The organism is Acetobacterium sp., from assembly GCF_030652775.1.
GTDB lineage: Bacteria > Bacillota > Clostridia > Eubacteriales > Eubacteriaceae > Acetobacterium.
The window spans coordinates 39093-64315 of record NZ_JAUSPS010000097.1 but is presented as its reverse complement, the minus strand read 5'-3'; the positions used below and the strand labels follow the sequence as shown (position 1 = coordinate 64315).

The 25223-nt window shown below is 43.2% G+C and carries 29 protein-coding genes and 2 pseudogenes; 27 read left to right on the top strand and 4 right to left on the bottom strand.

Features of this window, described 5'->3' with window-relative positions; genetic code table 11:
- Positions 1-245: 245 nt before the first annotated feature.
- Positions 246-1370, bottom strand: coding sequence for a family 16 glycosylhydrolase (locus tag Q7J41_RS17300; protein WP_304889687.1), 1125 nt, complete (start codon positions 1368-1370; stop codon positions 246-248).
- A gap of 306 nt (positions 1371-1676) precedes the next feature.
- Between Q7J41_RS17300 and Q7J41_RS17295 the strand changes: the two are divergent.
- From Q7J41_RS17295 to Q7J41_RS17210, 22 genes and pseudogenes are all read left to right on the top strand, one after another.
- Positions 1677-1818: pseudogene (locus tag Q7J41_RS17295) on the top strand (type I restriction-modification system subunit M N-terminal domain-containing protein); the annotation flags it as partial.
- Between the two features lie 353 nt (positions 1819-2171).
- Positions 2172-2849 carry a trans-aconitate 2-methyltransferase gene (locus tag Q7J41_RS17290; protein WP_304889686.1) on the top strand — a complete coding sequence of 226 codons (678 nt, stop codon included), beginning with the start codon at positions 2172-2174 and terminating at the stop codon, positions 2847-2849.
- Between the two features lie 88 nt (positions 2850-2937).
- A complete protein-coding gene (locus Q7J41_RS17285; protein WP_370651044.1) occupies positions 2938-3945 on the top strand; it encodes a virulence RhuM family protein in 1008 nt (335 codons plus the stop codon).
- Between the two features lie 63 nt (positions 3946-4008).
- Positions 4009-4485, top strand: a complete 477-nt coding sequence (locus tag Q7J41_RS17850) for a hypothetical protein (protein ID WP_370651041.1) — start codon at positions 4009-4011, stop codon at positions 4483-4485.
- Positions 4446-4910 carry a DEAD/DEAH box helicase family protein gene (locus tag Q7J41_RS17845; protein ID WP_370651040.1) on the top strand — a complete coding sequence of 155 codons (465 nt, stop codon included), beginning with the start codon at positions 4446-4448 and terminating at the stop codon, positions 4908-4910. The genes Q7J41_RS17850 and Q7J41_RS17845 overlap by 40 nt, the downstream gene beginning before the upstream one ends.
- Positions 4820-5323, top strand: a complete 504-nt coding sequence (locus tag Q7J41_RS17840) for a helicase-related protein (protein ID WP_370651039.1) — start codon at positions 4820-4822, stop codon at positions 5321-5323. The genes Q7J41_RS17845 and Q7J41_RS17840 overlap by 91 nt, the downstream gene beginning before the upstream one ends.
- A gap of 209 nt (positions 5324-5532) precedes the next feature.
- Positions 5533-6027: a hypothetical protein gene (locus Q7J41_RS17835; protein WP_370651038.1), complete on the top strand. Its 495-nt coding sequence runs from the start codon at positions 5533-5535 to the stop codon at positions 6025-6027.
- Positions 6028-6151: 124 nt separating this feature from the next.
- Positions 6152-6388 (top strand): type I restriction-modification enzyme R subunit C-terminal domain-containing protein, encoded by a 237-nt coding sequence (locus tag Q7J41_RS17830; RefSeq protein ID WP_370651037.1) that lies wholly within the window; start codon positions 6152-6154, stop codon positions 6386-6388.
- A 539-nt stretch (positions 6389-6927) separates the two neighbouring features.
- Positions 6928-7929: a hypothetical protein gene (locus Q7J41_RS17275; protein ID WP_304889685.1), complete on the top strand. Its 1002-nt coding sequence runs from the start codon at positions 6928-6930 to the stop codon at positions 7927-7929.
- A 95-nt stretch (positions 7930-8024) separates the two neighbouring features.
- Positions 8025-8507 (top strand): annotated as a pseudogene (locus tag Q7J41_RS17270) (pyridoxamine 5'-phosphate oxidase family protein).
- A gap of 120 nt (positions 8508-8627) precedes the next feature.
- Entirely contained in the window at positions 8628-11024 is a 2397-nt protein-coding gene (locus Q7J41_RS17265) for an AAA family ATPase (protein ID WP_370651036.1), read from the top strand.
- Positions 10966-12069, top strand: a complete 1104-nt coding sequence (gene mcrC, locus Q7J41_RS17260) for a 5-methylcytosine-specific restriction endonuclease system specificity protein McrC (protein ID WP_370651035.1) — start codon at positions 10966-10968, stop codon at positions 12067-12069. The genes Q7J41_RS17265 and mcrC overlap by 59 nt, the downstream gene beginning before the upstream one ends.
- 5 nt (positions 12070-12074) lie before the next feature.
- Positions 12075-12335: a hypothetical protein gene (locus Q7J41_RS17255; protein WP_304889683.1), complete on the top strand. Its 261-nt coding sequence runs from the start codon at positions 12075-12077 to the stop codon at positions 12333-12335.
- Positions 12336-12373: 38 nt separating this feature from the next.
- Complete coding sequence (locus tag Q7J41_RS17250) at positions 12374-13864, top strand: hypothetical protein (RefSeq protein WP_304889682.1); 1491 nt, start codon at positions 12374-12376, stop codon at positions 13862-13864.
- Between the two features lie 145 nt (positions 13865-14009).
- The gene (locus tag Q7J41_RS17245; RefSeq protein WP_304889681.1) at positions 14010-14861 is read left to right on the top strand and encodes a prenyltransferase; all 852 of its coding nucleotides are present in this window, start codon (positions 14010-14012) and stop codon (positions 14859-14861) included.
- A 113-nt stretch (positions 14862-14974) separates the two neighbouring features.
- Entirely contained in the window at positions 14975-15514 is a 540-nt protein-coding gene (locus tag Q7J41_RS17240) for a GNAT family N-acetyltransferase (protein WP_304889680.1), read from the top strand.
- A 47-nt stretch (positions 15515-15561) separates the two neighbouring features.
- Positions 15562-16194: a class I SAM-dependent methyltransferase gene (locus Q7J41_RS17235; protein ID WP_304889678.1), complete on the top strand. Its 633-nt coding sequence runs from the start codon at positions 15562-15564 to the stop codon at positions 16192-16194.
- A gap of 37 nt (positions 16195-16231) precedes the next feature.
- The gene (locus Q7J41_RS17230; RefSeq protein ID WP_304889677.1) at positions 16232-16816 is read left to right on the top strand and encodes a GDSL-type esterase/lipase family protein; all 585 of its coding nucleotides are present in this window, start codon (positions 16232-16234) and stop codon (positions 16814-16816) included.
- 124 nt (positions 16817-16940) lie between these two features.
- The gene (locus Q7J41_RS17225; RefSeq protein WP_304889676.1) at positions 16941-17888 is read left to right on the top strand and encodes a CAP domain-containing protein; all 948 of its coding nucleotides are present in this window, start codon (positions 16941-16943) and stop codon (positions 17886-17888) included.
- A gap of 68 nt (positions 17889-17956) precedes the next feature.
- Positions 17957-18457, top strand: coding sequence for a GNAT family N-acetyltransferase (locus tag Q7J41_RS17220; protein WP_304889675.1), 501 nt, complete (start codon positions 17957-17959; stop codon positions 18455-18457).
- Positions 18458-18618: 161 nt separating this feature from the next.
- The gene (locus tag Q7J41_RS17215; RefSeq protein WP_304889674.1) at positions 18619-18951 is read left to right on the top strand and encodes a CGGC domain-containing protein; all 333 of its coding nucleotides are present in this window, start codon (positions 18619-18621) and stop codon (positions 18949-18951) included.
- A gap of 274 nt (positions 18952-19225) precedes the next feature.
- Entirely contained in the window at positions 19226-19540 is a 315-nt protein-coding gene (locus Q7J41_RS17210) for a cupin domain-containing protein (protein ID WP_304889673.1), read from the top strand.
- A gap of 158 nt (positions 19541-19698) precedes the next feature.
- Here the strand turns inward: Q7J41_RS17210 and Q7J41_RS17205 are convergent, their stop codons facing one another.
- Positions 19699-20499, bottom strand: a complete 801-nt coding sequence (locus Q7J41_RS17205) for a 4Fe-4S binding protein (protein ID WP_304889672.1) — start codon at positions 20497-20499, stop codon at positions 19699-19701.
- Positions 20500-20614: 115 nt separating this feature from the next.
- Between Q7J41_RS17205 and Q7J41_RS17200 the strand changes: the two genes are divergently transcribed.
- The gene (locus Q7J41_RS17200) at positions 20615-21166 is read left to right on the top strand and encodes a helix-turn-helix domain-containing protein (RefSeq protein WP_304889671.1); all 552 of its coding nucleotides are present in this window, start codon (positions 20615-20617) and stop codon (positions 21164-21166) included.
- Between the two features lie 195 nt (positions 21167-21361).
- Here the strand turns inward: Q7J41_RS17200 and Q7J41_RS17195 are convergent, their stop codons facing one another.
- Positions 21362-21664, bottom strand: coding sequence for a DUF6442 family protein (locus Q7J41_RS17195; protein ID WP_304889670.1), 303 nt, complete (start codon positions 21662-21664; stop codon positions 21362-21364).
- A 218-nt stretch (positions 21665-21882) separates the two neighbouring features.
- Here Q7J41_RS17195 and Q7J41_RS17190 point away from each other — a divergent pair, with 218 nt between their 5' ends.
- Positions 21883-22206, top strand: coding sequence for a PadR family transcriptional regulator (locus tag Q7J41_RS17190; protein WP_304889668.1), 324 nt, complete (start codon positions 21883-21885; stop codon positions 22204-22206).
- The gene (locus tag Q7J41_RS17185; RefSeq protein WP_304889667.1) at positions 22203-23030 is read left to right on the top strand and encodes a permease prefix domain 1-containing protein; all 828 of its coding nucleotides are present in this window, start codon (positions 22203-22205) and stop codon (positions 23028-23030) included. Before Q7J41_RS17190 ends, Q7J41_RS17185 begins: the two co-directional genes overlap by 4 nt.
- A 217-nt stretch (positions 23031-23247) precedes the next feature.
- Here the strand turns inward: Q7J41_RS17185 and Q7J41_RS17180 are convergent, their stop codons facing one another.
- Positions 23248-24030: an SDR family oxidoreductase gene (locus Q7J41_RS17180; RefSeq protein WP_304889666.1), complete on the bottom strand. Its 783-nt coding sequence runs from the start codon at positions 24028-24030 to the stop codon at positions 23248-23250.
- A 116-nt stretch (positions 24031-24146) separates the two neighbouring features.
- On the opposite strand from Q7J41_RS17180, the gene Q7J41_RS17175 reads away from it, so the two are divergent.
- Both Q7J41_RS17175 and Q7J41_RS17170 read left to right on the top strand, forming a co-directional pair.
- On the top strand, positions 24147-24521 hold the full coding sequence (locus Q7J41_RS17175) for a MerR family transcriptional regulator (RefSeq protein WP_304889665.1): 375 nt from the start codon (positions 24147-24149) through the stop codon (positions 24519-24521).
- 95 nt (positions 24522-24616) lie between these two features.
- Positions 24617-25177, top strand: a complete 561-nt coding sequence (locus Q7J41_RS17170; protein ID WP_304889664.1) for a hypothetical protein — start codon at positions 24617-24619, stop codon at positions 25175-25177.
- Positions 25178-25223 lie beyond the last annotated feature (46 nt).

The window sequence follows — 25223 nt, the reverse complement described above, 5'->3', positions numbered from 1 at the left end:
CATTCCCAGCGGAATGGGTCTTTTTTTAAGTTTAGCGATTAAAAAAGGGGAAGTCAATGGAAGAATTGTGAAGAATGGCGAAAATAATATTTAACAGCGTTTTGATTGACTGTGATGATTTATTAAGAGGGGCGATTCGTCAATTTATCGGACGATCTGCTCAGAAGGCTGGAGTGATCCATTGCTCATCAGGTAAAAATAAAGCTGCGACAACCTTATCAGAAATTAGGTTGCCGCAGCTTTTTTTAATAGTGGATCCAATCGATCAGCAGCTGCTGAGTTTGGGCTGGTGGTTTTTTATCAAGCCAGTCGGGAAACCAGGCATTGACCATCAGATACATCGGGTTGTGGGGTATCCCCTCGCTAAAGCGGGTCAGCAGAATATCGTCGACGTAAAAATCGATGGTGTCCGGCTGGTAATTAATCCGGTAGTGATGAAAATCGGCGGTTGGGTCAAAATTCAGATCTTTTGTCACCGATTCGGTCAGACCGCCATTGGCGTAGCTGGTAAACATGATTTTACCATCCGGATGATTATAGATTTCGATGTCGATTTCCTGATCATAGTCCGGTGGTGCATAGAGGAAAAAACCGGTGATGCTCGATGGCGCATCGGGCAGTTTCATGGAAATCTCATAACTGCCATAGCTTTTTAAATCGGTGCTGGAAACTTCGCCGCTGGTCATTGTCCCCGCCGGGATGGTAATTACCAACTGGCCATCGTTAACCGCCACGTTTTCGGGCTTGAACTGGGTCTGGCCGAGGCGATGGCTGGAAGTTTTAAAGACAGCGGGATCGAGACTACTTGTAAATTTGGGCACAATCCGGATCTGGATGGCTTCCAGCCGTTTGGATTCGCCTGTTGTTCCGGCGATGGCCCCGTCTTTTTTCCAGCCTTGAGACCAGCCGTAATCCTGAATATGAACCCGGTATTCAACGGCATAATCAGTTACTGGTTGTCCAGCGGCGTCAGTGAGTTGGAGCTGAATCGCTTCCAACCGCTGACTTTTGCCCTGGGAACCGGCAAAGTCACTATCATTTTTCCAACTGAGCGGTTCGTCAGTGCTCGCCTGCCAGCCCTCATTTTCTATATGGACATTATAGCGGATATGGTAATTCTCGGTGGCTGCGGCAGCTCCGGTTAACTCGACTGTCAGCCCTTCAATCCGTTTGCCTTCACCGGTAGTGCCCAGCAGGCCGCCGTTCACGACGACGCCGTTATCAGCTGGCAGATCCCCATAATCCTGAATGTGGCCGCAATAAGCAGCCCCCAGGGAGGCGGGAACGGCAGCCTGGGCGTGAAGGGGAACGGGCCATACTAACCAAAACAGCAACGCACTGAGCAGACCGATAACTGACATTATTTTCATGAGACACCTCCTCGCCATCGTTTACCTGCGATAACCATTCTTTATTGGGATTTTATCAAAGGAGTCTTAATTAAAGGGCCATCGTTGTGGTTTTGCTGCAGTCCGCCGAGATTTTTCCAGTTGTCGGCCGAGCACCTGGCAAAACGTTGACATGTGCTAATAAAAGTGAAAGTGGGGAAAAAGCGTGGCGGAAAAAGTACAATTTACAATAGCCATTTTTTGCTAAAAGGCGTATAATTATAAGCGAATGCAAAAATCAAAATTTGCCACGGCAAATATAATAGACACAGGAAATCAAGAGAAAAAATGATCATAGCCGAAGTAAAAAACAAAGTCGATAAAATATGGACCGATATCTGGGCCGGGGGGATCAGCAACCCCCTCACCGTCATCGAAGAGCTGACCTATTTGATTGTTTATCCGGTCACTAGATGAAAAAGAGCTGGAAAACTGGCGCCATACGTGATGTGGTTGCAGATGTAAAATATGGGACAAGCAAACCCGCTGTCGAAGGCGTTCATGTATCCCAAAGAAGACAAGACAAAGCGAGGCATCTTTCAGAAGATTATATTAAATGAGTCAGCTTTGTTTGATAATATGTGATATTTATCATAAAAAGAGAAGGGGGTGAACAAAAAAGAAGCCTTTGAGAAGCCAAAGAGAAAGGATCAAATGGCTTTAATAAGCCAAAGGAAGGTATCGAAGCCATTTTTTTACTTTTGGCGAAAATCTGTGATTAGATTTTTCTAATCATTATATTAAAAAAACCTGCCATTCAATACAACGAAAAGAGGAGAAGCAATGCATTTAAAAGACGTTTTCAACCAATACAGCCAGGATTACGATGCCAACCGACGGCATTTCATCCCCAGCTATGATACCTTTTACCAGTCAGCAATTTCAGTTCTGCAATTTGATACCGCCTCGCCAAAGATTCTCGATCTCGGTGCCGGCACCGGTCTGTTATCGGCCTTTGTGCTGGCAGCCTACCCCCAGGCGCAGATTACCTTAATTGATCAGGCCGAAAACATGCTCGATCTGGCCCGGGAACGCTTTGCCGGTTTGGAGCAGATTGACTATATCGCTGCTGACTATACGTCCCATCAGTTTTCTGAAAAATACGACGCCATTGTATCGGCGCTATCGATCCACCACCTGGCGAATGAAAAGAAGCAGGGGCTTTATAAGAGCTGTTTTGCAAACCTTAAACCGCAGGGAATCTTTGTCAATGCCGATCAGGTGTTAAGTCCTGATCCGGAAATCGAAGCCCAGTTTATCAGCATCTGGCATGATTTTGTCAAAACAAGACAAATTCCGGATGACGAACTGCAGGCTTACTATCACCGCACTTCGTTTGATCAAACCGCCCCCCTGAACGAGCAGATGGACTGGCTCCTTGCGGAAGGATTTTCCAAAGCCGATTGTATTTTCAAATATTTAAACTTTGCCGTCTTTTTTGCGGTAAAACAGGGCGTGTAAATCTGAGTGACTTGGTTAAGCTAGGCCAGCGCTGCTGATGCTGTTTTCAAAAATTCCAAAGTCATTAAAATAAAAATACGAGGTAATTATCGTGAACCAATCTGAAATACTTATATACCAGACGGACGACGGACAGACTAAGATTGAAGTCACTATGGATGGTAATACCGTCTGGTTAAGCCAGGCGCAGATGATTGAACTATTTCAAAGCAGCAAATCCAATATTAGTGAACACATCAAACATATTTTTGAAGAGGGGGAACTAGAAGAATCATCAGTTGTTCGGAAATTCCGAACAACTGGATCAGACGGTAAAACCTACAATGTGAATTTCTACAACCTCGACGTCATCATCTCCGTAGGCTACCGGGTTAAATCTCACCGCGGCACTCAGTTTCGCATCTGGGCTACTCAACGGCTGAAGGAATACATTATTAAAGGTTTTGCCATGAATGATGATCTGCTCAAGCAGGTAGGCGGCGGGAATTATTTCAAAGAACTGCTGGAACGAATCCGGGACATTCGCTCCAGTGAGAAAGTTTTTTACCGTCAGATTTTGGATATTTATGCCACCAGCATCGACTATGAACCCAACTCCGAAATCACCCGGGCATTTTTCAAAACGATCCAGAACAAAATGCATTTTGCTGCCCATGGTCATACTGCGGCTGAGATTGTTTATATACGATCAAACGCAGAAAAAGAATTTATGGGAATGACGGCTTTTGAAGGCGGACAGCTCAGAAAAGCTGATGCCAGCATCGCTAAAAACTATCTCAATGAAGACGAAATCAATATCTTAAACCGATTGGTCACTGCGTATTTGGAATTTGCCGAACTCCAGGCAATTCGACAGAAACCCATGTATATGAAAGACTGGATTGCCAAACAGGATGATTTCATTAAAATGAGTGGTAGTGAATTACTGAGCAATGCCGGAAAAATAAGTCATGACCAGGCCAAAATTAAAGCAGAACTGGAGTATGAAAAGTACCGGGATAAAACAAAATCCGAGCTTTCTCAGGTGGAGAAGGATTTCATTGAAAGCCTGAAAGTTACCCAACAGAAGATTGAAGGAAAGAAGCCGGTAAAATAGTTCTCAAGTGATAATACGCAGATATCAGTCAGAAGAAAACAAATATCAAAACGAGGTAACCTTATGCCATCAAATTATGAATGCCTGATTACTCAAAAAGAATACGCCCTGTTCGCCAATGCTTGCCCTGAGGCTGAGCGGGTGTTTGCGTCTTCACCGGCGATGTCGGCGGTGGGTTGCCGGAAGGCTCTGGAGCTGGCGGTGAAGTGCGTCTATGCGGTGGATACGACCATTGAGATGCCCTATAAGGACAACCTCCAGTCGCTGATCCAAGAAACCAGCTTCCGTTATGTCGTGGTCTATGACACCAGGAAAAAGATGCCCTTTATCATCAAGCTGGCAATCTGGCGATCCATACCGAAAAAAATATCTCCGGCAGCGATGCCGTCCTGGACCTGCGGGGTTTGTTTGAGTTTGCCCAATGGATCGATTACTGCTACGGGTCAGACTATCGCGAACGGCGCTTTGATGAGGCCGCCATTCCTCAGCAGAAGGTGGAGGTGGATACGGTCAAAATCCGGGTGCAGGAAAGCCTGCTGACCCAGAAGGACAGTGAGATCGAAGCCCTGCGTTTAAAAATTGCGGCTCTATCCCAGCAGTATACCGCCGAGAAGGATCAGCACCAGGAGCAGCGGGATCTGAACACCGTGGTGATCAGCAACGCTATCACCGACCGTTATTATCAGAAAGAAGCCATTAAGGCGGTGTGCAACAGCATCGCTCAGGGCCATCGCAAAAACCTGCTGGTAATGGCCACTGGCACCGGCAAAACCCGGACCGCCTCCAGAATTATCTGCCCCATCTGTCGCTGTGCAATCTGTTGTCCAATTGCGAGGATAAAAACGCGCGGATTGTCTTTTCCGCCTATCCCACCATGCTCAACGCCATCCATGTGGCCGGCGGTGACCGGATTGGCAAGACCATTATTTTTACCCAGAATAAACAACACGCTGAGTTTATTCTGAAACGGTTCAACCACCTTTATCCCCATCTTAAAGGCGGCTTTGCCAAGCGGATCACCTGTGAGGACAGCTACGCCCAGACGATCATTGACGATTTCAAAATCGCCGAAAAAAAACCATTCATCGCCGTGTCGGTGGATATGATGGATACTGGTATCGATGTCCCGGAATGCGTCAATCTGGTGCTGTTAAAAAAAGCCCGCTCGAAGACTAAGTTCTGGCAGATGATCTGCCGGGGTACGAGGCTTTGTCAGGGACTGGACTGCGCTGATCTGATCGACGGCAGCTATGCCGACAAGCGGCGCTTTTTTATCTTTGACTATCTGGCAATTTTGAGTTTGTCCGGGCCCATAAGGAGGGCATCGAGAGCTGCGAGACCGGGTCTCTCAGTGAGGCCATCTTTGCCAAACGGGTAGCGACTGATGCGTCACCTTCAGGTTAGCGCCTTTGCCGCGGACAACTATCTGCACTGGCGTCGGGAGCTGACAAAAACGGTGCTGACCCAAGTGCAGAGCCTGAACCCTGAGCTGATAAGCGGTCAGTTTAAAACGACGGCTTGTCGAGCAGTTTCGGCAGAGTGGTGCCTACATCTGTCTGAGCGAGCAGGATCAGGGTGCCCTGGTTCATGAAATTGCGCCGTTGGTATTTTATGGCAGACAGCGACGAGCCGGCCAAGCGTTTCGACAACTTGATCTACGGCCTGATGCTGAGCCAGATAGAAGCTCTGCAGACCTATAACACCGCCAAGCGTCAGCTTTGCGGCCTGATGAACGAGCTGGAGAAGAAAATCACCATCCCCCAGATCCAGACCCGGTTGCCGCTGATCCAGACCGTCACCACTGATGAATTCTGGGCCGCTGGGGATCTGCTGGCCTTTGAAAAAGTGAGGCAGGAACTCTGCGAGCTGATCAAGTTTATCATTGAAGAGGGCCAGGAAAAGTCTCCGGTCATCACCAGCCTCTATGATCCGATTCTCAACCGCAACGAGGGATTGGTGATGGAAGCGGCCTATGACTACGGCGATTATAAAATGAAGGTAAACTGCGATGTCAATGACCATCAGGATACCCTGGCGATTCAGAAACTGCGCAAAAATATCTCCCTGTCCCAGATGGACTGACCAGGTGCTGGAGCACATCCTCACCAAAGAACTGGGCAGCAAGGCTGATTAACAGTGCGAATTCGGCGAAACGCCTTTTGGCCTGCTGTTCCGCAAGATCGCCAAACTGGAACCCCAGGCGGCGATGGCGGCCTTCTCAGACTTTATCGACGACCAGACCCTGAACCAATCCCAGTTCGTCTTTGTTCGCAAGGTCATCGACTACGTGGTCCAGAACGGCTACATCGAAAACGTCACCGAACTGATGAAACCGCCCTTTGACAAACCCCAGAGCTTCGGCAAGCTGTTCGATCTGTCCAAACAGCAGCGGCTGGTGGAAATTGTCAAGGCGGTTAAGGAGAATGCGGTGCGGATTGGGTGAGGAAAGAAAAGAAAAGATACGTAATACAATTTAGATAACCAAGATTTTGCAAATGAAAGAGGTAAAGTTATGGGAAAAAAAGAAATGATTTTGGAATACTGTATGAAATGTGGTCGTGAGGTTACAGCAAGAGAAATTTTAGATGCACTTTAGCCTATGATCGCTTTTTTATAGATGGTCTGAAAAACAATTTCTTTTCAACATCTGTGTTTGGTCATGCCTCATTATCAGAATTAGCTAACTATTATCTAAACAATGAAGAGGAATTCGAATCGATTCGATTAGAATTAAAACGTTCAGGTTATGATTATCCACCAATGAAATTGATGGACATGTGTTTCTGGCAAGCAGAGTTTTCAAAAAATACTTCTGAAAAAAATTTAACCTAATCGCATTGGCATAGATAAAAAAGAATGGCAGTGACTTGTTCAGTTTAATCAAGACCTGTACCCTGTTGTTAATGGGTTTATGGGATAATGTCAACATCAATTGTATGATTAAAAGATGTCGACGAAAATAAAATTACAAGGTAGGAAGAAATGAAAAATAAAATTCAGTTCGTTATTGGTTTATTATTAACTCTCATGCTGTTGTTAACCGCTATTCCAATGGGAGTGATGGCAGAAACTCAAGAAAAATCTGATGTTCAAATACCTATAGTTGCTGAAGACAATGTTCAACTTAGTGAGGAAGCAGTATCAGTCAGCACCGATGCAATGACAACCCCATTGTGTTTATATCGCACCCATGTTCAAAACGAGGGCTGGCAGGACTGGAAAAGCAATGGTGATATGAGCGGCACTTCAGGAAAAGGTCTCCGTCTCGAAGGGATTGAAATAAAACTAGATCAGCAGGGTTACGATGTGGGAGTATCATACAGCACCCATGTACAAAATATTGGTTGGCAGGGATCAAAAGCAGATGGTGTCACGAGCGGGACCTTTGGACAAGGCCTTCGTCTTGAAGCGATCCGGGTTAATCTGACCGGTTCAGATGCTGAATTGTTTGATATTTATTATCAGGTTCATGCTCAAAACTATGGTTGGCTCGATTGGGCTAAAAATGGAGCAGAAGCGGGCACCCAGGGATTAGGTTTACGTTTAGAAGGAATAAATATCCTTGTTTTTCCAAAAGGAAGTGTGGCTCCAGGAGCAACTACGACACCATATGTCAGTGTCGATGCGTTCTTAAATAATATTAAAGGCGATTGGTGTAATCAATCATTGAACGTTGCTGGACCTCACCTAAAGATCAGAGAGCCAAATGTAGAATCTGGTCTATTGTGGTTGGGTATGAAATGGCATGAATATCGCTATCGGATTGTTTCAATCAGTCGAGATGGAAAATCTGGGACAATTGAAGCTTACAAGTGGAACTATTACAAACCATACACAACGAGTTCTGGAAGTACGGCGTTTCAAAAAGTTGAAATGGATGTAAACCCTCCCGACCGATATGTCTATAATTTTAATGCCAATACTCTAATAGAATCTAAACAAATTGGTAGTAGTAATCGTGTTATTGTATATACTCGAAATTGATTCCTATATGGAAGTGTAGGTTAAATTATTCCAAGGAATCATAATAAAGCTTTGAATGATGTTTTGGGATGCAAACATTTAAACGAGGTAAAACCATGTTCAGAAAAATGCGAAGATACAAACAATTATTATCACGGGAAGATACCATCGCCGTCTTGAACCGTTGCACAAACGGAGTTCTGGCCTGTTTTGGTGATGATGGCTATCCTTATGCTGTGCCTCTCAGCTACGTTTATTATAATGATAAAATCTATTTTCACTCCGCTAAAGCTGGGCATAAAATCGATGCTATTTTTTAAAATCCGAAAGTGTCTTTTGCGGTTATTGATGAGGATAGAATTGTCAGTGCCGAGTACACCACCTATTTTCGAAGTGTCATCGCTTTTGGACAGGCAAGAATGGTGGAAGGCGACGAATGGCAAAGTGCTTTTAAAGCCTTAATCGAAAAGTATTCCGGCGATCAGCCGGAAGCTGCCAAACAAAAAGAAATAACCGAATGCACCGAAACTTACCTAGTTGCCATTGACGTCGAATACATTACCGGCAAGGAAGCTATCGAATATGTCAGAGCAAAATAGGTGATAGCAATGATCGTCAGAACCATAACCAATTGAAAGTCAGCCAGTTACGGACTGGTTTATCAAGTACGATGGCGGTAAGAATAAATAGTTTAGATCAAGTATTAGATAAGGAGGAAGATGATGATAAACACAGATAGTTTAGCAGCAGTATTGGCGGCATATAAAAAACATTTCCCGATCCACTGGGCAGACGAGAAATACAAATGGGAGGCGATCAAGTGCTTCCAAGATCACTGGGATATCACTACTCTGAATTTTGCTGAAATGTTTCACATGGCGACAGGGAAAACATCCAACTTACTTGCTTCTACAAATAATTTCCCGCGAGGTATGATAAAAGATTTTGCTCAGGCTGATTCCGAAGCGACCAGAGCGATGTTTATCAACCTTTTTGATGAAGCAAAGGATATGGTTGAAAGAGTCGAAAAATTTCAGTCGGATGCTGAGGCTATCAGGTTCAAATACGGTGAGGGCACTTGGAAGCAGCATTATCAGAATTCAAACTCAATCAGCACCTACCTTTGGCTTCGCTACCCGGATAAATATTATATCTATAAATATTCAGAATGTCATGCGATGGCAAAGGCACTGGGAAGTGACTTTGTGCCGAAAAAAGGGGCAACCTCTGCTAATCTTGTTGGAGGCTTCAATCTTTATAATGAAATCTGTGATCAATTGCACAATGATGATTCCCTGATAGAACAGCTAAAATCCAACCTCACAGATACCTGCTATCCAGATGCCGCTTTAAAAACGTTAACGATTGATGTTCTTTACTTTAATTCCCATTTCTATTCAAAAAATGGGGATACCGCCGAGTGGTTCCCGACAGATTATAGCCCTAATATCTCAGTTGATGAATGGTTGGCCTTGCTTGCAGATGAAAATGTATTTGCAAAAAATAGTCTTGAAATCATGAAGCGCATGAAAGATTATGGCGGGATGGCCACCTGCACACAGCTTGCTATAAAGTATGGCGAAACAAGTAATTTTTATAATATTGGGTCATCTTCGCTGGCTAAGCGCATTGCCGATGCGACAAAATGTCCGGTTATGACTACGGATACTGATAATTCAAAGTGGTGGCCGATTCTGTATGTCGGCAGGTATGCAGATAAACGCACAAAGGGTAGCTACATATGGAAATTGCGTGATGAACTGTGTAAAGCATTGGAGCAGTTTGATTTATCCGAAGTGTCACTGGTTTCTCCGACGACTAAAATTCCAGATGCTAATGGATATTGGTGGCTGAATGCTAATCCTAAAATCTGGAGCTTTTCTGATATCGACATTGGCGAGATACAGAGTTATACTCTGTACAACGATAACGGCAACAAACGTCGTATTTTCCAAAACTTTTTGGACGCTAAAGCCGGTGATCTCATCATTGGATACGAATCTCAACCAGTGAAACAAGTTGTGGCACTTGCGAAAGTAACGCAGGAAAATGATGGCAAAAATCTTTATTTTGAAAAAATTGAGGGACTCACCATACCCATTGCCTATGCAACACTGAAAAACTGCCTGGAGCTGGAGCGCATGGAGTACTTCACAAATCCACAAGGCAGTCTTTTTAAGCTAACCAAGGGCGAATTTGATTTTATCATAGATATGGTTCGTGAGGAAAATCCTGTTGCTCGAGCTGGACCCATCGAAGCTTATTCCAAAGATAAATTTCTGGCAGAAGTTTATATGACAGGCGAACGATTTGATACCCTGGTCTCGCTATTAAAGAATAAGCAAAATCTGATTTTGCAAGGAGCTCCAGGTGTTGGTAAGACCTTTGCGGCCAGACGTCTGGCTTACGCCATGATGAATGAGAAAGACGATAACCGTATTGAATTTATCCAGTTCCATCAAAACTATTCCTACGAGGATTTCATCATGGGTTACAAGCCCCAGGGGGAAGGTTTTGAGTTGCAAAAGGGGATTTTTTATCGTTTCTGTCAAAAAGCAGCAAACGCACCTGATAAATCGTTCTTTTTTATCATCGATGAAATTAATCGTGGCAATATGAGCAAAATTTTCGGTGAGCTGCTTATGCTTATTGAAAAGAGTTACCGGGGCGAAAAGATAACACTTGCTTATGACTATAGTGGAAAGCCGTTTACAGTACCGAAAAATTTATACATCATCGGGATGATGAACACCGCCGACCGCAGCCTTGCGATGATCGATTATGCTCTGCGTCGGCGCTTTAGTTTCTTTGAAATGAAAACAGGGTTTAATGCTGATGGTTTCAAAGCTTATCAGGCGAAATTCGATTATGACACGTTCAATACCTTAATAGAAAGAATCAAAGAACTGAATAAAGAAATTGCTGCGGATAGTTCGCTAGGAAAAGGTTTCATGATTGGTCACAGTTACTTCTGCGAACAGAGTGAATGTACGGATGAGTGGATGATGGAGGTCGTTGAATATGACATTCTCCCGATGCTGAGCGAGTATTGGTTTGATGAGCCGGCAAAGCTGCAACGCTGGGAAAACATATTGCGTGGTGTTTTCAGTGACTAATGACAAAGGAATTTTCATCAGGAATATTTATTACATGCTCACTTACGCATTTCAGGTGCTAAAGCAATCAAACTACGATGAAGTAGCGTCGGAAGAATTTGAAAACATCCATGATCTTTTTGCAGCTATCCTTGCCAGAGGTATTGCGCAACAACTGAAGCAGGGTTTATATCGGGAATATATTTCTGAATGCGAAAATCTCTCTGTGATGCGCGGAAAACTGGATGTCCCCGGGACAATCATTTGCAAATTACAGCGAAAACAAAAAATCACCTGTAAATATGATGCATTATCCGAAAATAATGTATTTAACCAGATCCTGAAAACAACAGCTATCATCCTTTTGCGACAGCCATCTGTGAATGTCAACCGCAGAACAGCGCTGAAAAAAGTAATGCTCTTTTTTAACAGTGTCGAAATGATTGAACCATCTTGTATAAAATGGAACAGGCTAAGGTATCGAAGAAACAATCAGACTTATAAAATGTTGTTGAACATATGTTATTTTGTCCTTGTTGGGATGCTGCTCTCTACTGACAAAGGTGAATTCAAAATGGCAACATTTCTTGATGAGCAGCGGATGTCGCGCCTGTATGAAAAATTTGTGTTGGAGTATTATCGATATCATCATCCCCAGCTGCGAGCGGCAGCGACACAGATAGAGTGGAACCTCGACGCTGGCGTTTTTCATTTTCTACCGATTATGCAGACTGACATCACATTAAGAAACGGAGAGAAAATACTTATTATCGATACCAAATATTATGCCCATACTATGCAGGTTCATTATGACAGTCGGACGCTACATTCGAACAACCTATACCAGATTTTTACCTATGTTAAAAATCTGGATGTTGGCAATACCGGTAATGTTGCGGGGATGCTATTATATGCCAAAACCGAGGAAAACATTACGCCGGACAGTGATTTTAAGATGGGTGGTAATATCATTAGTGTAAAAACGCTAGATTTGAATATGGCTTTCGCAGATATAGCCGCTCAATTGGATAAAATTGCAAAATCGTATTTTGGCGAAAAAGCGTAGAAAAGATGCAGTACATAGATCCATTTCAGCAACACATCTTTAACAGCCTGATTCCCATTGCGCTCTTCATTTTCTCTTTTGGAACAATGGCCTATACGAATTACAGAAATGGAAAAGCAAACGGAAATAAAAGATTGAAGGGCTTGGGGATTATGTACCTGGTATTTATGATCGGTGGATTAATAATTATCGGGGTGATGTTCTACTTAGAATATAAAGAATTGGCCTTTGATATGGCTGCCAAATTAATGATTGGGGAAGCCTAGCTTATAAGCGATAACTCACAAAAAAAGGAGAATTAAACATGTCATTATTTACGCAAAGAATCGAAGAACTAATTTTTGATAGCGGCGAAACGGTGCAATCTCTGGCGGAGATTGGAAAGATCAACCGCTCGACCCTGCAGCGGGTAAAATCTGGCGAGCGTCTGCCATCGAAAACCTTTTTTAGTGGCATGTGCAAAGCGTTGCGCCTGTCGACTGGGGAAGAAGCGGAACTGAAAAATCTCCTGGAAATGGAAACCGTCGGTCGGCGGAATTATTATAATCGGAAAGCCATCGTCGGCCTGATCGAAACGATTGCCGAACTTACCGAACACACCATCCCTTTTTCAAAAGAAATCGCTTTAAAAAACGGCGAAGCCTTAAAGAGTACGGCTACCGATGGCATGGCGATTGTCAGAGGACAAACCAATGTCCTGCGAATGGTGGAAAATGCTATTGACTGCGAGATTTTTGCCAGTGCGACCCCACAAATTCGGCAGGTGATCACGTATGACTGGGATGCCATCTATGACTACATTTTTCAGCAAATGATGGGCTCCGGAAAAAATCTAATATTACAGGATATCGTCAGTTTTCCCCAAAATTGCAGTGAATCAGAAGCTGATCAAAGTCTGCTGGCCTTTAAAAAACTGGCGGCGCTGTCACTGCTGAACAATGTCGATTATCAATCTCGTTTTTATTACCGATCATCCGACAGACCCCAGGTTGATGGTGGCGTGTTTCCCTATTATCTGTTAACTTCCGATCGATTGATCACTCTGTCAAAGGATCTCGCCACCGCAGTGGTATATTGGGATGCGGGGCTTTATCAGGTATATGATGGTTGTTTTTCCGAGCTCCTAGAAAGTAGTAATCCATTTATTCAGGAAAGTCGGGATCTCTTTGAGATCTACGCCCTGGAAGAAGCCCTCCCAATGAAACATGTGGTGGAGCCGATACCCTGTTTTGCCCGTTATTATACTAATGAGATGATCGAAAAACAGTTAAACCGGGAATTTCCTTATTTTGAGGCTCTACTTGCGGCCGTGATTCCGTTTTATGATAAATTCCGGGCTGATAACAAGTGGATGGTCGATGTCTTTTCCCTGAAATACTTACGCCAATTTATGGCCGATGGCTATATTTATCTGCCCGAAGAAATGGTTCATCCTTTTCCCGCTGAAGAACGCCTGCACCTGATTAAACGACTGCATGCCGATTTGGTTGGCAATGAACGAAAGTGTTTTGCCATCAACGAGGATCGACTATTTATGAGCTCGGCAGTGGAATTTTCTAATGAAGACCCCACCCTCCGGTTGATTCTCCACTATCAGCGGGGTGATGAAACCATTTTTAAACACTTGGCCATTAACGAAGCCAATATCATCCATGCCTTTGATGACTTTTTTGACAGCCTGCCGGCTAGCGACTATGTTCTCAGTAAAGCCGAAACCATTGCCGGGATCGAAGCCATCATCAGGGATTATAGCGGAACTGAAATAGAGGCAAAAAATGAAAGTCAGAAATCGTAATGCTTACAGAACTTTCAGCTTATCGGAGAGTTTTACAGATATCTTTCTGTAACTGGCAATATTATACGGACTCGGTAGTCTCAGGTACCGAGCTCAACTGATCTTAAACCGATTACTTTTTCAATCGAAAGGAGAGTAGTGAAAAATGATTCAACAAAACAACAAAACCGACTTGGATTTACTACTGGCCATGCGCCATGACAATGGGGCAGACTTCTGGGCAACCTCGGATGGTCGTCTCGGCATTGAAAAACCAGTCAGCACCCTGACAGCATTGATGATCATGAGTGAATTAACTATTAGAGCGGATCATGAGGCGTTGCAGGGGGCGGCGGACTTGGTGCTGGCAGCAGTCAGAGAAGATGGCCGGGTGCGGATTGCACCAAAGAGTGCCATCTATCCCTGTCATACAGCGCATGTGGCAGCCGCCCTTTGTCGTAATGGTTATGCTGAGGACAAAAGGGTTCAATTGATCTTTGCCTGGCTCTTAGCCAATCGCTTTAACGATGGCGGATGGCGCTGTAATAAATTCATTTATGGCCGGGGTCCGGAAACGGAATTCTCAAATCCCAATGTTACACTTCTGGCTTTGGACGCCTTTCGATTTTCAAAAAAATATCTGGACAGCAAAGAACTGGACGATGCCGTGGAAACCCTTCTTGATCACTGGACCGTGAAAACACCGGTGGGACCCTGTCATTATGGAATGGGAAGCCTGTTTAATCAGGTTGAATATCCATTTTTAAGGTATAATCTTTTTTATTATACTTATGTGCTGTCTTTTTATCCAAAGGCTCAACAAGATCAACGGTTTAAAGCGGCTTTTGAGGCGCTCAGCCAAAAACTGGATGATCAACAGATGCTGAGAGTTGAGCATCCCAACCGAAAAATCAGTCATTTTAGGTTCTGTCAAAAAGGATGTCCTTCGGAATCTGCCACCAGCAGATATGCTGAAATCGTCAAAAACCTGGAAAAAGCAGAGCGGCAATTATTTTAAAATTAGGAGACTTTGATGAATATATCCAGGTTCTGCTGAGTTTAGTCTATAAAGCAGAGCAAGAAAAAGAGCATTCGGTTAAAAAACATTGTTATAAAAAGAGCGAGGATAAAATGAAGAGCATTAATACAAAAAACCTACTGCTAAGACCTTTAACCATGGATGATACCGCTGATGTTTTTGCCTATTCTAAAAACGAAAATGTCGGGCCTCGGGCGGGCTGGAAGCCTCATGAAACTATTCAAGAAACAGCAGAGATCATGAAGACAATATTTGTTGGACAGGAAAACGTCTGGGGAATTGAACGTGACAAAAGGATCATTGGCTCAATCGGATTGATTGAAGATCCCCATCGCCAGAACGATCAGGCACGGATGTTGGGCTACGCACTGAGCGAGGATTATTGGGGGCAGGGCATTATGACCGAAGCTGCCAAAGCCGTCCTGGCATATGCTTTTGACACCCTTGGCCTTTGTCTGATCTCGGTCGTGCATTACCCATCGAATTTGGGATCCCAGCGGGTTATTGAAAAATGTGGTTTTTATTATGAAGGAACAATCCGACAAGCAGAAAAGCTATATACCGGTGAAATCCGGGATGTCAAAGCTTACTCCATCTTTAGAGAAGAATTCCGTGAAGAAAACGAGCGATAATTAGAGCCTGAGAAATTTGGCAGATCACGCCTTGAAAGTGAGAAAAAATGCAATCAGATGAAAACTATCAATTTACTGCGAAGGTCTACGATATACTGGATCGAACCTACTTTAGAAAGGCGGCTTCCAGTCCCCGAAATGCTGTCATTTCGATATTAGGTGATGAACCATTAAAGATCTTGGACATGTGTACCGGAACTGGAGCCAATGCGTTTGCCATTGCTGGGGCAAGAAAAAATGCCAAAGTGATCGGTGTTGATATTTCGGCAGCCATGTTAAAAAAAGCGGCCGCTAAATTGGAACAAGAGAAGATATCCAACGTCAAACTGATTCATACGGATGCGTCAAAGCTGCAATTTCCAAACGAGGAATTTGATGTGGTGCTGATATCGCTGGTGTTACATGAGATCAGCCCTGATCTGGCGGGGAAGTTGCTTGGGGAAGCCAGAAGAGTTTTGAAAACAGCCGGAAAACTGATTGTCGTGGAATGGGAAGAACCAGTCAGTCAGTTAAAAAAAATCCCGTTTTATCTCGTTAAAAAACTGGAACCCGCAGCCTTTGAGGATTTTTTAAAATGTGAGATGGATCAGTATTTTTTTCAGTTTGGTTTTGAAATGATGCAAACAATTCATTGTGCTTACAGTAAAGTAATGGTGTTGAGCAAGAATGATCACATTTGAAAATCAAATAATTGTTCCAGAAAAAAAGGAGAAAATCGTGAAAATAATATGTTTTGGGGACAGTCTGACCTTTGGTTATCAGGTGTCCCGGGAAGAAAAATGGCATACAATTGCAGAAAAAAAGACCGGAATCCAGATGGTCAATCGCGGGGTTAGCGGGGATACCACTGACGGCATGCTGAACCGAATCCAGAAACAGGTCTTTAATGTAAAGCCCGATGGGGTGATCCTGATGGGTGGTTATAATGATATCTTTTTTAACCACAGTTGGGAGCGTGCCGCCCAAAATATGATCACCATGGTTGATCAGTCCAGCGCTAATGGTCTTCAGGTTTTTGTTGCCATCCCGCCACCGATTCATCTGCCGGTGGCTTTTAAAGAAGGGGGAGTGATGGTCGATTTTAAAAAATCGGCGGGGATGATTGAGGCTTACTGCCAGTGGTTAAGAGACGATACGGCATTATCCCAGATCTCAACCCTGGATTTCAGAGCTGCCGTCGATTGGAGCGACAAGGATTTGTATCTGGACGGGATTCATCAGAGCCCGGCCGGCCATCGGCAAATGGCAGACAGTGCCATCTCATTTTTTAAAAACTGGGTAAAAAATCAAAACGGCTATTGATAAAATCAGAATTATAAAGACATTGCGACTCAGGATTAATTATTTAATGCGATAATAGGTATTAATACAGATAACATAAAAAAGGAGATGGATGACCGTTTGATTAGATCATCCAAAAAGTAAGATGAAGCGAGTTGCAAAATGGTGTTTCTATTTTTTATTTGCATTAGTACTCAGCATCGGGATTATGCCTAATAATATATTGGCCGCCAGCACCCCAAATGTCAGTTATCGTACCCATGTTCAGAATGTCGGCTGGCAGGATTTTGTGTCAAATGGTAAGATGAGTGGAACCTCGGGCTTAAGTCTGCGCCTGGAAGGGATTGAAATCAAACTTGATTCCCCGGTAACCGATTTGGGGATTACCTATCAAACCCATATTCAGAATATCGGCTGGGAGGCCGATACTGCCAGAGGTTGGAAAAGTAACGGGGAAATGAGCGGAACCTCCGGCCAAAGCCTTCGTCTGGAAGGGATCCAGATTAAACTCACCGGCGTGAATGCCGAGCAGTTTGATGTTTACTATCAGGTTCATGTCCAAAACTATGGCTGGCTGGATTGGGCAAAAAATGGCGAAAGTGCCGGTTCCCAGGGCTATTCTTATCGCCTTGAAGGGATTTATATTGTCGTTCAGCCCAAGGGAACCGCTGCTCCGGGAAAGACGGACACGCCGTTTATCGAGGCAACCACGCCTTCTTTTGAGGCTCAGGTGATAGCCCTGGTCAATAAGGAACGGGCATCCAGAAATCTCGGCCTGGTAACGAGTGACGCCACTTTAACCCGGGCTGCGCAAATCAGAGCAGAAGAAATCATCCAGTTGTTCTCACACACCCGACCAAATCAAAGCAGCTGCTTTACCGTCCTGACGGAACTAGGTATTAATTACCAGGGGGCTGGTGAAAATATTGCTGCCGGTTATTCCAGTCCGGAAGCGGTTATGAATGGCTGGATGAATTCAGAGGGGCATCGGGCGAATATTTTAAATCCGGGATTTAACAAGCTAGGGGTAGGTTATGCCCAATCTGGCTCTGGATACAGTCATTACTGGACTCAAATGTTTATTTCAAATTAAAACGGTGGATGGGATCGATTGACAGCGATTAATGCTGTCAATCCTTTCCAAACAGCGGAAAGGATAACATGAAAGACTATATTATTCGCGAAATCAAACCGACAGAAATACCATTGCTCGCTGATTTTCTATATGAGGCCATTTTTCAGCCGGACGAGCAAAATCGGCTGCCAAGGGATGTGATCAAGCAGCCGGAACTGCAGGTTTACATCGAAAACTTCGGCAGAACGGATGACCATTGCCTGGTCGCCGAGTGCGATGACAAAATTGTTGGTGCCGTGTGGACACGCATCATAGCCGGAGCGGTTCGGGGCTTTGGAAATGTCGATGATGAAACGCCAGAATTCGCCATCTCACTTTATCCGGAATACCGTAATAGTGGCATCGGCACCGCACTCATGAAGCGGATGCTGCAACACTTGACAATAAAGGGCTACCGACAGGTGTCGTTAGCCGTGCAGAAAGACAATTATGCCCTGAAGATGTATCAGGCGGTTGGCTTTTTTGTGATTGATGAACTGGAGCAGGAATACCTGATGATCTGTCAATTATCTGGGGACAATTTTTAATGCAGGCACATTCAGGTCTTCAATATTTGTTGAACCGGTGGCTATCATATTATTTCAAACCAAAAATAATTGGAAAGAATCTGTACCCAGTCATATTAGCGTTGATGGTGTAAAAGCACCGGCACAAGGGAATTGAGAAAATTGCGGAAAGAGGCAAGGCGATGAAAGTTGGATTGATCAGATGTATGCAAACTGAAGATATGTGTCCGGCAACGACATGTTTCAAGGTAATGGATACAAAGAAATTGGCATTTGAAGGCGTTCAGGATGAAATTAAAATCATCGGCATCAACAGCTGCGGAGGATGCCCTGGTAAAAAAGCGGTAACACGAGCGGTGGAGATGGTTAAGCGTGGTGCCGACACGATCGTTTTGGCCTCATGCATCACCAGAGGAAATCCCATCGGATTTCCGTGCCCCCATGCGGAGCAGATGAAAACAGCCATTGAGCAAAAGGTCGGTGAGTCAATCAATATTATCGATTATACCCATTAATGTTGAAAAAGAAAGGATAGAAGTTGGATGAGTGCGTTTGAAATAATAGACTTGACCCCCAACAATATTGTGGACTATCGGGTATGTGGCTATTATGTCGGTCTGAAAAAGGAATAACAAAGGAAAAGCCTTTGGGACGGCGTTGATACAGGCCTGCATCGATGATGCGAAAAATACCGGTATGAAAGGTGTGGCAGTGGTGACTCGAAAAGGATCGTTCATGGCAAGTGATGCAATTTTTTAATTTTAGCATAGAAAAAAGGAGGATTATAAAATGGTAGAACAAATTTTTAAGCTGTCCAGAGGTAATGATAAGGCAGTGGAAAAAGTATTATTTGACGAAAACATCCATTATCTGCATATGGTATTTAATAAAGAAGAGGGTCTACCCGAGCATTTTTCCAATTCAAACGTCTATATGACCGTTATCAGAGGAACACTTTCAATTGGACTTGATGATCAGGATGTTCATGAGTATGAAGCAGGAACGCTGCTTAAAATTCCGTTTAAAACAAAAATGAATGTCAAGAACATGCACACCGAAACGCTCGAACTGATTGTTGTAAAAGCACCGGCTCCAACCAATTAAAAACAACATCAGCAGGTCTACGCTCGCAGTAAATCCAAGAAATTTTTCGACATTATCCTGTGCACAAATATTTTGCACAACTTAAGCGATAACCTGTTAACCCCTTTACCGATATCTTATTAATCGGTAAAGGGGTTTTTTATAACAGCTGGTAGCTCCTAATAAAAGAGTTCTGGATGCTTAGGTTCTTTAAACAGGGTGTTCAGTCGGATCGATGCATCATGTACCGGACCGGGTTTAATCGTTCTGGCGTGTTGGGGACAATTTTTGATGCAGGCACAGCAAGTGATGCATTTTTCCTGATCAATCAGGCGGCAGTTTTCGACATCGATGGCTCTTACAGGACAAGCCTCAGCACAGATCTGGCATTGATTGCAGTCATTGCTGACGGCAATAAAATCGACATCCCAGAGTTTGGTTTCGCCACGATAAGGGAATTCTCCAGGCACATTGAGATCTTTTATTTCCTGGACCGATAGAAGCGCAGCCAGTTTTTTTCTGAGTATTTGGCCAAATTCTTTTGCTTGGCTGAGATCCCGGATATCAGGTCGGCCGATGGCAATGGGTGTTTCATCACTGGAAAAGGAATGCTCACCAATAAATGCTCCCGCAGCCATGGGGATGCATCCGTCGGCGGTGAGAATGTCTTTCAGTTCACGCAGGGCATCATCATAGACCCGGTTGCCATAGACAACAATACAAACTGTCGGCGTGTTCAAAGCTTTGATGGACTGCAGCCACGCCCGGATCACTTCCGGCACCCTGCCCATGTAAACAGGCACCCCAACAATCAGTAATTCGTTTTCCCCGGTTTGCAATGGTTTCAACCGAGCAATCGGTTTAGTTAGATCGATCCGCTCTACTGCAGTTGCTTTAAACCCCTGCGCAACGCCTTCAACCACGGCTTTGGTGGTTTCAGTGGGCGAAAAATAAACAAGTTTTGTTGATTGTATCTTCATTCGATAACCTCCATCATTCAATTTGTTTTTCTGGAATAAGCATATTACAGATGCTATAATATTACCAGAAGTGTATTTATACTGGTATGAATTATAATAGAAAGGAACACACCATATGGATAGCGAGCAGCAACGTTATAAGGAACTGGGCGATTTCCTGAAAACCCGGAGAGCAAAAATATTGCCTTCCCAGGTTGGTCTCTTATCAGGCCAGCGACGGCGAACCCCGGGTTTACGTCGGGAGGAAGTCGCTCAGATGGCCGGAATCAGCCTGACCTGGTATACCTGGCTTGAACAGGGACGGCCGATTCATGTGTCCACGCCGGTGGTAGATAGCCTGGCAAAGGTATTTCAGCTGGACCGGGAAGAATGTCATCTTCTTTACCGGCTGGCAAACCAACCGCTGCCGATTCTGCTGCCTGTCGGTCTTAAGGAAGGCGGCGGAGATAGAGTCGATTTTGAAGAATCGGCTGAGCTGATCGAAGCGTATTGTAAATGGTTAAGGGATATTGCCGAAACTGCTCAAATTCCGGTCCTGGATTTCAGAACTTTTATCGATTGGGCTGATAAAGATTTGTATCTAGATGGGATTCATCAAAGTCCGGAAGGTCATCAGCGAATGGCAGACAGACTGATCACATTTCTGGAAAAGCAGTCTTCGCAATAATATTTAGTCAAATTTTCCGGAAATAAGCCGGGAACTTGTTGATTTGACAATTGGTTAATGTTTTGAGGAAATAAAGCAAGTCATTTCATTGTATATCCAGCAAAGAGAAAACTTTGCTGGATATTTTTGTAGTTGCTTTATGAAGATAGGAGCAACTGAAAAACGATTACCTTAGATTTAGAAAAATAGCATAATTTACCAGAAGCTTAGGATATAACTTGCAAGAGATGCTAAGGAGGCGATGAGTCCGCAAATACCGGCTACAAGGTTTGTCGTTGATTTTTCATGACGATATTTAGAAATGTAGGACATGCCCAGGTAGCCCCAGAAAATGGCGTTAAGATCGGCAATAGGTTGACCTTTAAAAAGATTAAAAACAACCAGTACGACAAATATTACTGCTAGCCCCAGTAAACCATAATCCTGGGATTTATCCATGACTACCGGCTGATCGGGTTTAGGATCCGACGTTACGTTTGATAATTCATCATCTTTCATTATTAGCCTCCTAGATTTTACTAACTTTACTATATCAGAAAGACCAGGCGTTGTCGAGCGATGATCCTTGAACTTGTATATGGTTGGTCGAAGGTACCTGACAAAGCAAGAAAAATGGACATGGTTTAAATAGATGAAAATAAGTCGGTTCTTAATTGACAACAAAAATATACTATGGTAGTCTAGGCATAGGAATTCTAGGTAAGGAGGTTTAGTCGATGCAAAATCAGGAATTGTTAAAAGGTAGTGCACAAATTCTTATTTTAAAAATGCTTGAAAAAGAACCTATGTATGGGTATCAAATGATCAAAAATATGGAAGAAAAATCTCAGCAGACATTTCAATGGAAGGAAGGCAGCCTTTATCCTATTCTCTATAGCATGGAGAAAAAAGAGCTGATTCTGGCGTATTGGGAAGATAAACCGCGAAAACGTAAATACTACAAGATTACCTCAAAAGGTAAAAAAGAACTCGTCAAGCTGGAAAATGACTGGCAAGTCTTCAGTCGATCGATGAATCATCTTCTGGGAGGTGCATTGTGAAGACCATATATATCGAGTATATACAAACTGTATTACAATCGGTCTTGGATAGGGAGAAACATCAGGAAATACAAGATGAACTAATGGATCACATGCAGTCTATAGAAGAAGAAATTACCAAAAATGGGTTGAATCCCAAAGAAATTGAAAGTACTGTGATCATGGAAATGGGTTCGCCTGATGAGTTAGGGAAAAGTTTAAACCGAATTTATGGACTGAACCAAAAACCTTTGTTCTTGGTGGGAATCAGTTCGCTTTTTATAACAGGATTTAACGGCTTTATGATGCTCAACTCCGAAAATTTTAAACTAAGTGATTGGGTATTATTAATTTTGGGTTTTGGGATAAGCCTATTTTGTGTTGGCGTGGTAGTCAGAATGAAAAAACTTCTGGATCAGGTTCGTAAAGAACGTATTTATTATTCCGGACATCCAAAAACCTATGTTGAAAAACTGACAGATAAAGTGTTTGTCAGAGGATTTGGTCTGTTCATAATATTTGTTATCGTTTTAGGTTTATTAGAGTATTTTAGTGATGGATTTGAGAGTAATCTGCTGGTAATGATGAGCGTGTATGTCAATAATCTGTTTTTGATCATTTTATATACCAGCTATCCAAAAATGATTTTTTCGGAAAATGGGGTTTATTTTATGCGGGATCTACCAGGATTTGTCAGTTGGGAAGTTGTCGACAATTATGAATGGAAGCAAAAATTCGGCGAGTATGAACTGCGTTTAAAAAACAAAGGCTGGTTTGGCAAGGTTCATATCAGGTTTAGTGCCAGTGAAAAAGAACGACTGGATAATTTTGTAAAAACAAGATAAATTAGTTGCCAGGAATGATTGGTCAAATGTTGGAATGTTTAAATTATCTTTGCATTAATTACAAAAAAATTGTTTGGATGCTTTCAAGCTGACATATAATAAATTTGAAGAAATGGCTTTCAAATTGTTTAATGGATATGAGAAACATTAAACAAGGGGGACGGTTAATTATGAATCGCAAGGCAATTTCAAAAACAACCGTCCCCCATGGCTCAGTTTATAGCTTTTGATTATGACTGGATTTTCCGGCATAAGGAAATATGGGGTCGCTTAAAACAAACGTAAAGGTTTCTCGGCTCACGCTACCCACCGTGGCAGAGTTATCGTAGAGATCCAGCAAAAAGGTGGACATCTCATCGCTGGTATGGTAACGCCCGAAGGTGTGGTCGTAATCATAGTCGGTGACGTCATTGGCAACCTGACCAAATTCGGTTTGAGTTGCAGCTGGTGCCAACACTTTTGCTTGAAGCTTGGCACCGTTTTCCTTGAGTTCCCGGGACAAACCCTCGGTGAAGCTGCTAACATAGAATTTTGCGGCGCAGTAGGTGACCGCTCCTGGGACAATGGTATAACCTCCGGCTGATGATACATTAATCAGCTGGGTGCCATCGACATTGAAATAGTCCCGTACATATAAAGATGAAAAGATGGTGAGAGCCTCCACATTCAGATGAAGCATAGTCTCAATCTTCTTTAAATCTTGTTCGGTAACCCCCGAGTAATTACCGCAACCCGCGTTATTGATCCAAGCTTCAATAAAATAGGGTTTCAGTTCGTCATATACCTGATAGACATTTACTAGGTGAGAAAGATCGACAGATTTCACCTGTATGTCTAATTGGGGATAATCCTCTAAAATTTCACTTTTCAAAGTCTCCAGCCGTTCACGTCGTCGGGCGATTAAAACAAGATTTTTACCTCTTTGGGCAAAGGCCTTGGCTGTTGCCCAACCAATTCCTGAACTTGCTCCAGTTATTACAATATATTTTCTTTTTCCCATTTTAAAATCTCCTTTTCTTTGATATGATAGTATCATACAATCTCGAGCTGACTCGAGGTCAAGTGTTTTTTTCAATTTAAACTCTAATGAAAATTCTAAATAAGAGGGAGCGACTGATGACTTATACGATTGGGGAGTTTTCCCGGTTGATCAATCTCAGTATCCACACCTTGCGCTATTATGAACAGCAGGAGTTGATCACGCCCCAGCGGCTTAAAAATGGCCGACGGTGTTATTCAGAAAGTGATTTGACCTGGATTCAGTTTATCAGGCGACTAAAGGATACCGGGATGCCTATTAAAGAAATTCAAAAATATGCAAAAATGCGGGCCGTCGGGGACGCTACCCTAGTAGACCGCATGGAACTATTAATTAAACATCGACAAATTCTGAGTCGGGAAATAATGAACCTCCAGGAACATCAGGTAAATCTGGATAATAAAATTGATTATTATAAAACTGCCATTACTGAGCGAATCGAAGATAATTAAAATTAAGAAAATTTGTAGGATCTTAGTTTAATAATTAAATTGCAAAACTGATTGATAGTGCGACAATACAAGTAACTGGTGGAGGAGCTATGAAAATGAACAGGAAAATTGCGGGCAAAGGCATCATTATGCTAAATCTCTTTACAATCTGCATGTTTTTATTGGTCATCCTCAAAATTCTGCCCTATGAATCGATCAGTGGTGGACTACTGGAAAGTTACGATGCGGCTGTTCGCACGGCAACCACCAGTATTGTGATGATGATTTATGGCATCCCGGTAATTGCGGCGGCATCTGGGTTAATCCGGGTGAAAGCCTATAAAAAATTGTATATCAGCTGGTTGGTTTTTGCACTGGTATTAATCGTTGTACTCTTTTTTGAAGCGTCCATTACCGGTGTGATTGTGGTGTGCTTTGGCGTACCATTGATTGCCGTGGCAGCGGGCGTTATTGATTATAAACAGTTTAATTTGTTTTCAAAAATATATCTCTGGCTGTCCTTTTTATTTGCCTGTGTTAATACCTTAGGTAATCTATTGGGGGCTACCTGGTTTGAGAAAATAATCATGGGTCTGGTCACCGTGATTCAGGCAATCCTGTATTTTTATCTGGCCAGAGGTAACCCCAAAAAAAGACCTGTGATGCGCAATAAGTAATGTTTAAAAAATCTTAATTTAAAACAGAAATGATCAACAAACAGCT